Raw genomic sequence first — 6,381 nt, 5'->3', positions numbered from 1 at the left:
CCTGTTTTTCCGTAAGTATGTGTCGACTCGCTCGACTTGTCGTGCGCGTCGACACATCCTGACAGTGTGATCGAGGACGACCCGACCGAACGCGCCCGAGCCCTGCTGAAGCTGGGCAACTGGCCGATCCGCCGCGACAACCTCCCGGCCGACCGGGCCGATCTGATGGCGGCCGCGTGGAGGGCCGGCATTCGCAACATCAACGTGCTGGCCAAGGCCGCCGACGTTTCCCGTGACGTCGTCTACAAGGACTTGCGCAGCCACGGCATCGAGCCCACCGACCCCGAAGCGAAGAAGGAGCCTCCCGTGTCCACTGCCGCCTTGACGTTCCAGCCCGCCCGCAGCCTCCTGCTGCGGAAGATGAAGGACTTGTTCGACGACGATCGCGGCCTGGGCGTGTTGGTTGAGTACAACGGCCGCCCCGACATGACCGACCAGGAGAAGACGATGCAGAGGGCGTGGGTGGACGCGCTGATCTCCCTGCACGGCCTGTCGCGCGCAGCCGGCGTCTACTCTTCCTACGCCCAGGACCGGCAGAGGGAGGTCGCCCGTTCCGGCCTGTCAGTCGGTTCCTGGGACGACTTGGTGCTGGGCACCAAACCCGTCAGCGCCTGGGTCCGAGACGAGCACGACTTCCTGTGCGTGGTCTGCTGCGGCGCCTTCCCCTCCGTCATCGTCAACGACTTCGATCCGGCATGCCTGAGGTGCGCCCGGGACGTCAGCGAGCCCGGCCAGGCCGCGCCGCTGTGGAAGGCCTACACCCACGACCGGTTCGTCTTCCCCGGCGTGCTGCGCAAGAATCTCGAAAAGGGCGAGAGCACGATCTGCATCACCTACGACGACAACGAGCAGCGCGAGTACACCTGCGGCGATGTCGCCCTGCTGTTTCCCAAGAGCACCCGCTTGCCCAACTTCACCCAGCGGTCGGCACAGTTCGGGGGCGAGAGCCGGGACGCCATCACCGGCATCGTCGAGGCTCACACCGAGAACGAAGGGCGCGGCTTCGACATCCTCGCCACGTTCACGTACGACCCCCGCCCTGAGGGCCGCGAACCCCACCCGTACGGGTTCCGCTTTACCGCTGCGCGCATGACGCCCACTCACCTGGCCGAGGCCCGGACGACGGAGTACACCGACGTCTACGAGCTGCTCGATGACCTGCTCACCGGCCTGTGGGGCGGAAACCCTGCCAAGGCGCCTGGGACTTCGTGAAGGCCCAGGGGACCACACGACGCTGAAGCGCCCCGGGGCGGCCGCATCGCCGGCAAGCAGACTCGGCCGCCCCGGGCCTCCGGACATCCACTGACGCCACTGGGAGGTACCCGCCATCATGCCCCAATCTGCCGCCACATTCGCCGCAGTCTTCGTCACCCTCTGGGTCGCGCACTCATTCGGCGACCACTGGGTGCAAACCTCTACCCAGAGCAAAGCGAAGGGGGAAACGGGCCCGGCCGGCCGCCTCGCCGACACCCGCCACGTGCTGACCCTGACCCTGACCAAGATCTTCCTGCTCGCCATCGCCGCCGCCGTCCTGGACCTGCGCCTCAGCCTCGCCGGCGTCCTTCTGGGCCTGGGCCTGGATGCTGCATCGCACTGGTGGGCGGACCGCAGGTTCACCCTCGCCCGGCTCGCCGAGATCACCGGACAGCGCGAGTTCTACGAGCTCGGTTCCGACACGCTGCACACAACCACCGCGGGGGACGGCATCACCGGCAAGCACCTGGGGACCGGCGCGTACGCACTCGACCAGAGCTGGCATCACCTGTGGCTCTTCATCACCGCGCTGATCATCACAGGTCTCTGACACCCTCATGCCCCTGAGTACCGGACAGGCATGCAGGGGCGCCACGACTGGACGACAGCCACCGAACGGAAAGAGACGACTATGGCGACCAACCTGGACCCCGCCGAGGAAATGCGCGCCGCACTGGCCATCACCAAGATCGGCATTGACCGCCTCCTGGCCCTGGCCACCGACAGCGTCGCCATCGGCCCTCACGCCGAAGCACTGCGCCTGATCCACGACCAGGACGACGAGACCAACGGCCTGCTTCACCAGGTCCACACCCTCCTGGACACCATCGCCCTCTCCCTGGAGGAGAGCGAAGATCCCGCCGCGCAGAAGGCCGTGGAAGAGCTCCACGCCGGCGCCCACCACGTCCGGCACAGCGCCGGTCGGTGCATTTCCCGCGCTCGCGCGCTGCTCACCCAGGCCAGCGCCTTACCGGGGGCAGCCTCTGACCGGCGGTCGCGCCACCATCAATCCCGACCGCCACCGACGCGGCGGCCCGAAGCCTGCGGGCCGCAAGGGGAACCGCGCACCGAGCACGGCGGCCGCCAGACCCTCACCATCGAATCCCTGACCGTGGCGCACAACGCGCTGCACCCGTGTATACGAGAAGCCCGGCGAACATGCCCTGGAAGAACACCGCCCGAGGAGTCAGCTTGATGTCCGATCAACCCGACCTCGTCACCCTTCTCTCCATAGCGGGAGACATCGTCGAAGCCCTGGGCCCGCTGCCCACCCCGGCGTACATCTTCGCTGGGGGCGGTGACCCCTCCCTCTCACTCAGCGTCGACGGGTCCGAAAGCCGCACCTACGAGGAACAACTCCGCGTCGTCGAGGCCTTCGCCGACGCCTACGGCACGGAAGCGGCACCGCTCACCTTCCACTCCACCCTCTACATGTGCGCCGAGGCAGAGGTACGAGGCGTCAAGGTCCGCTCCCGGGCTACCTACTCGCCCGCCGATCCCGACGGTCTCGACCGGCCCGCCACAATGACCGACACCTTGGCCGTGGTCCGCGAACTGGCCGGGCTGCTCGACCGCGGCAGCACGGAGGACGTCTATGCCGTCGCCGTCAGCGAGGTCAGTCTCCGCCTGCAGGCCACTGTCTACGTGGAGTGGAACAACGCTGGTCCCCGGATCGACCGCTTCCTCGACGACCTTCCCGCCGGCGAATGGTCCCAGCAGCACTTCCCCGACAGGCGCAACGCCACCGGAATGCTGCCCAGCGGGCACCGCATCGACTTCCAGACGCAGCAGGCACCGTGGCCACGCCTCCCCGCGGCGGGCAGCACGCCGTCCTGATACCACCCCACCCCCGCCTCACCGAAAGGGCCGTGCACGGGCGATGCAGACGCTCGGCGGCATCCCTGTCACCCGCCCCGCGGTCGAGAGCTGAGCAGGTCCGATGGCGCCCCGCCTGACCTCCGACCGGCTCACCGCGCTCCGTCTGGCCGCCGCGCACCCACGGCAACATCAGCATGCTCCTGCGGGTGGGGGCCGATGGCCGCAAGGTGTTCCTGAAGGGCTCGGATGAGGCCGCCCTCGAGGAACTCGGATACGCGGCCTCCCTGTGTGAGCACGGCCACGTCAACACTGGGCCCGCCCCATACGGGGCTCCGCACCGCGGTTGCCCGCATTTCTTCCGGATCACCGACGAAGGCCGACGGGCCGTCGCGGCCGTCTCCGGCTGAGCCCGCCGGATCGGCAACCGGAAACTTCTGCGAATCCCTACCGGCATCGGCCGGCGGCCAGAAAGGTGGACGCCATGACCGTCATCGAGCTCGTGTCCTTTGGCTACCTCCATGGACAGTCGCCGGCCGCTACCATCACGCTCGACCTGCGCCGCCACTTCCGCGACCCGCACGTGCAGCGCGGTCTGCGCTGCCTGAGTGCCCGCGATGCCCCCGTCCGCGCCGCCGTGATGAGCACGCCCGGCATCAAGCAGCTCGTCGCCGGCACCGTGCTCCACGCCGAGGCGTGCCTGGCCAGCCCCGGCGGCGGCTCCGTTCCTGTGACGATCGCGGCCGGATGTGCGGGCGGCCGGCACCGCGCGGCCACCGTGGCCCTGGCCCTGAGCGCCGTCTTCAGGGGCGACCTCACCACCGCCGCTGAGCTCGGCGTCGGCGACCTCGCCGTGCCGTACCGGAAGCGCGGCCTGGTGGTCACGCTGACCCACCGGGACATCGACAAGCCCGTCGTCGAGCGCTGACTCACCACCCGACCCCACGAGACGAACGGACACATGAGGAACTACCCCGCCCCCTGCACACCACCAGTCACTACCAGATCTGTAAGCCCGGCACCCGTCGCTGCGTCGGCGGAAGGAGCGGCATCGTGACCTGGTACCGCAATGATGATGGCATCTACACCCGCCACGAGCCGCCCGGCCACCAGCTCCACGGCGACCTGGACCTGGGACTAACCACGGAGGACATGACGCGCTACGACGCCCATCACGAGGCCGGTCATGCGGTGCTCGGCCTTCTCAAGGGCATGCCCGTACGGCGGGCGACGCTGGAGCCCAACGACCTGCACAGCGCTCACGTGGAATTCGGACCGTGGTCCAGCCTTCCCTGGTGGTCCTACGCGCTCATGATGGCCGCAGGGGACCGGGCCGGGGACCGGTGGCTGCGCGAGGCCGGCCTGTGGACACCGCAGCGGGCCTGGATAGCGGAGCGGGGCTGCGACTCCGACCGGCGCAAGGTCGCCGAGACGGTCCCCGGTCCCTCCGTCGTCATCTTCGGGGCGCTGCCGGCAGGGGCACAACCGCAGCAGGGGGTCGCCCACTATCAGTCCCTACAGGACGAGGTCGACTTCTGGCTGGACATGTACTGGCCATCGGTGCAGAAGCTCGCGAACGCGATGACCGAGTTCCGCGAGCTGTCCTCGCACCAGATCAGCGATGTCACGGGCATCGCGCTGACACAAGCCGCTGTGCCGGTGAGTACGGAGGGGGAAGCATGACGGGCACCGAGCCCTCGCCGGAACTCGACGGCGGCTGGACTGACGCCATCGAATACGACGACTGGTACCTCAACGACAACTACCTGCAGGGCCTGTGCTCGGGCCGGTTCCACCAGGACGCGCGGATCAGGGAACTCGTCGATGCGACGCCGGCGGTTGATGACATCCGGTATCGCGGCGAGCGCCTGACCGTCCACCCGTCCCCCGGCGGTGCCATCGCGGTACTCAACGAGGAGTGGTTCAGCCGGGATGCCTCCACCTGGGTCGCGTTCCCCACGGTCGCCATGGCGCGCGCCTGGACCCACGGGCTTGCCGCCCGGTGGCTGCGCAGCCACCTGCCGCAACCGCCGCAGTACGGCGGGTCGCTGGACTCCTGGGGCGGACGGTGCTGGGCGGCCGAGCGCGACCTGCTCCACGGACGATGGGCCGTCGTGATCGGACCGGAACCCGCCCCCTGGTATCACTCCCTGGAGACGGAGGACCCCGCCGCTGGCTGGGACTTCGTCGCCCATGCCCTGGCGGACGCAGGAGTCCACCTCGAGCACTGGCCGGCGGCGATGCGCTCGGCCCACGCGACCGACACCGGGCTCCGCGACGACGAGGCCCCCGTCGATCCACCGACTGCCCCGGCCTTGCAGCCGCCCGCCAACGACGCGCGGCCACGCCCTGCCGGGCGATGGGCAGCGTGGTGGCGAGTCGTCAATCGGCTCTTCCGGCCCATCGGCCGCACCACCGTCACGAAGGACACGCCATGAGGAAGTACAGAACGCGTCGCGAACCTGTTATGGATGCCATCAACCTCTTGGGCATCTTCGGTCCCGTCGTCATCTTCGGAGCGGTACTGATCAAGCACTTCAGCTGACCGTCGGCGCGGGGCAGGGCCTGCCGCTGCCCCGCCCGCTCCACGTGACCCGGCCGGCTCGACGTACCTTGGACGGCCCCTCTGCGGATTTCCCCGAAATTCAGGGGCCGGCCGGGGTGGTGATGAGCTGGCGGGCCCGCCTTGTTCAGCCGTCCCAGCGGCGCCAGCGTCTTCGCCTCGACGTCGTGAAGGGCGATGCCGGCGCCCTTGACGGCTCTGTTGCACGCCGCGTTGCAACGTTGGCGCCTGGCTTGGGCGACGGGGATGTTCAGCTGTGCAGTGGTGGCCGGCTCCCGTTTCGCCTCGCGGTCCTCGGTGCCCGCCCCTCTCCTCGCCGGTGGGCGAGGAGGCCGGGCCTGCGGTGGGGACGGTCAGCCCGTCCACAGCTCCGTGACGGTCATCACCGACCAGTCCCACTGTTGGTTGTCGTCGAGGCCGGGGAAGAGGATCAGGTCCTCCTCGCTGCCCTGGGCCTGCCTGCGGGCCTCGGGGAGCTTGGCCAGCAGCGCCAGGTGGAAGTCCTCGGGCACGGGATGCGGGCCCTGGTATCCGTGACCCACGCTGTCCCGGTGGACGAGCGTGATCGCGTCGTCGGAGCCGATCTGCGAGGCGGTTACCTTCTCGGTACTGGCCATGAGGTGAGTAATGGCGTCAGCGCGGACCAGCGGGCCGCTCCTGTTCTTGTGCATGCTGGTGCCCATCACCCAGAGGTCTGCCATGAGGTTCCCCTCCCGAAGTTCGCTGATCGTCTCGCTTCCATCCTCACC

General features: G+C 69.0%; 8 protein-coding genes. 7 read left to right on the top strand and 1 reads right to left on the bottom strand.

The window, feature by feature from the left end; translation table 11 throughout:
• Positions 1-66: 66 nt before the first annotated feature.
• From ACOTKD_RS31110 to ACOTKD_RS31080, 7 genes are all read left to right on the top strand, one after another.
• Positions 67-1,212: a hypothetical protein gene (locus ACOTKD_RS31110; RefSeq protein WP_424892346.1), complete on the top strand. Its 1,146-nt coding sequence runs from the start codon at positions 67-69 to the stop codon at positions 1,210-1,212.
• A 118-nt stretch (positions 1,213-1,330) separates the two neighbouring features.
• The gene (locus ACOTKD_RS31105; RefSeq protein WP_424892345.1) at positions 1,331-1,804 is read left to right on the top strand and encodes a transcriptional regulator; all 474 of its coding nucleotides are present in this window, start codon (positions 1,331-1,333) and stop codon (positions 1,802-1,804) included.
• 81 nt (positions 1,805-1,885) lie between these two features.
• Entirely contained in the window at positions 1,886-2,449 is a 564-nt protein-coding gene (locus ACOTKD_RS31100; RefSeq protein ID WP_424892344.1) for a hypothetical protein, read from the top strand.
• Positions 2,449-3,090, top strand: a complete 642-nt coding sequence (locus ACOTKD_RS31095) for a hypothetical protein (RefSeq protein ID WP_424892343.1) — start codon at positions 2,449-2,451, stop codon at positions 3,088-3,090. The genes ACOTKD_RS31100 and ACOTKD_RS31095 overlap by 1 nt, the downstream gene beginning before the upstream one ends.
• A 463-nt stretch (positions 3,091-3,553) precedes the next feature.
• Positions 3,554-3,997, top strand: a complete 444-nt coding sequence (locus tag ACOTKD_RS31090) for a RapZ C-terminal domain-containing protein (protein ID WP_424892342.1) — start codon at positions 3,554-3,556, stop codon at positions 3,995-3,997.
• A gap of 125 nt (positions 3,998-4,122) precedes the next feature.
• Positions 4,123-4,752 (top strand): hypothetical protein, encoded by a 630-nt coding sequence (locus ACOTKD_RS31085; RefSeq protein ID WP_424892341.1) that lies wholly within the window; start codon positions 4,123-4,125, stop codon positions 4,750-4,752.
• A complete protein-coding gene (locus tag ACOTKD_RS31080) occupies positions 4,749-5,507 on the top strand; it encodes a hypothetical protein (RefSeq protein ID WP_424892340.1) in 759 nt (252 codons plus the stop codon). Before ACOTKD_RS31085 ends, ACOTKD_RS31080 begins: the two co-directional genes overlap by 4 nt.
• 478 nt (positions 5,508-5,985) lie before the next feature.
• Here the strand turns inward: ACOTKD_RS31080 and ACOTKD_RS31075 are convergent, their stop codons facing one another.
• Complete coding sequence (locus tag ACOTKD_RS31075; protein ID WP_424892339.1) at positions 5,986-6,333, bottom strand: hypothetical protein; 348 nt, start codon at positions 6,331-6,333, stop codon at positions 5,986-5,988.
• Positions 6,334-6,381: the final 48 nt, after the last annotated feature.

Origin of the sequence: Streptomyces sp. XH2 (assembly GCF_049725035.1) — a bacterium.
GTDB classification, from domain to species: Bacteria; Actinomycetota; Actinomycetes; order Streptomycetales; family Streptomycetaceae; genus Streptomyces; species Streptomyces roseoverticillatus.
The sequence above is the reverse complement of the archived record's forward strand: the minus strand, read 5'-3'. Positions and strand labels throughout refer to the sequence as shown.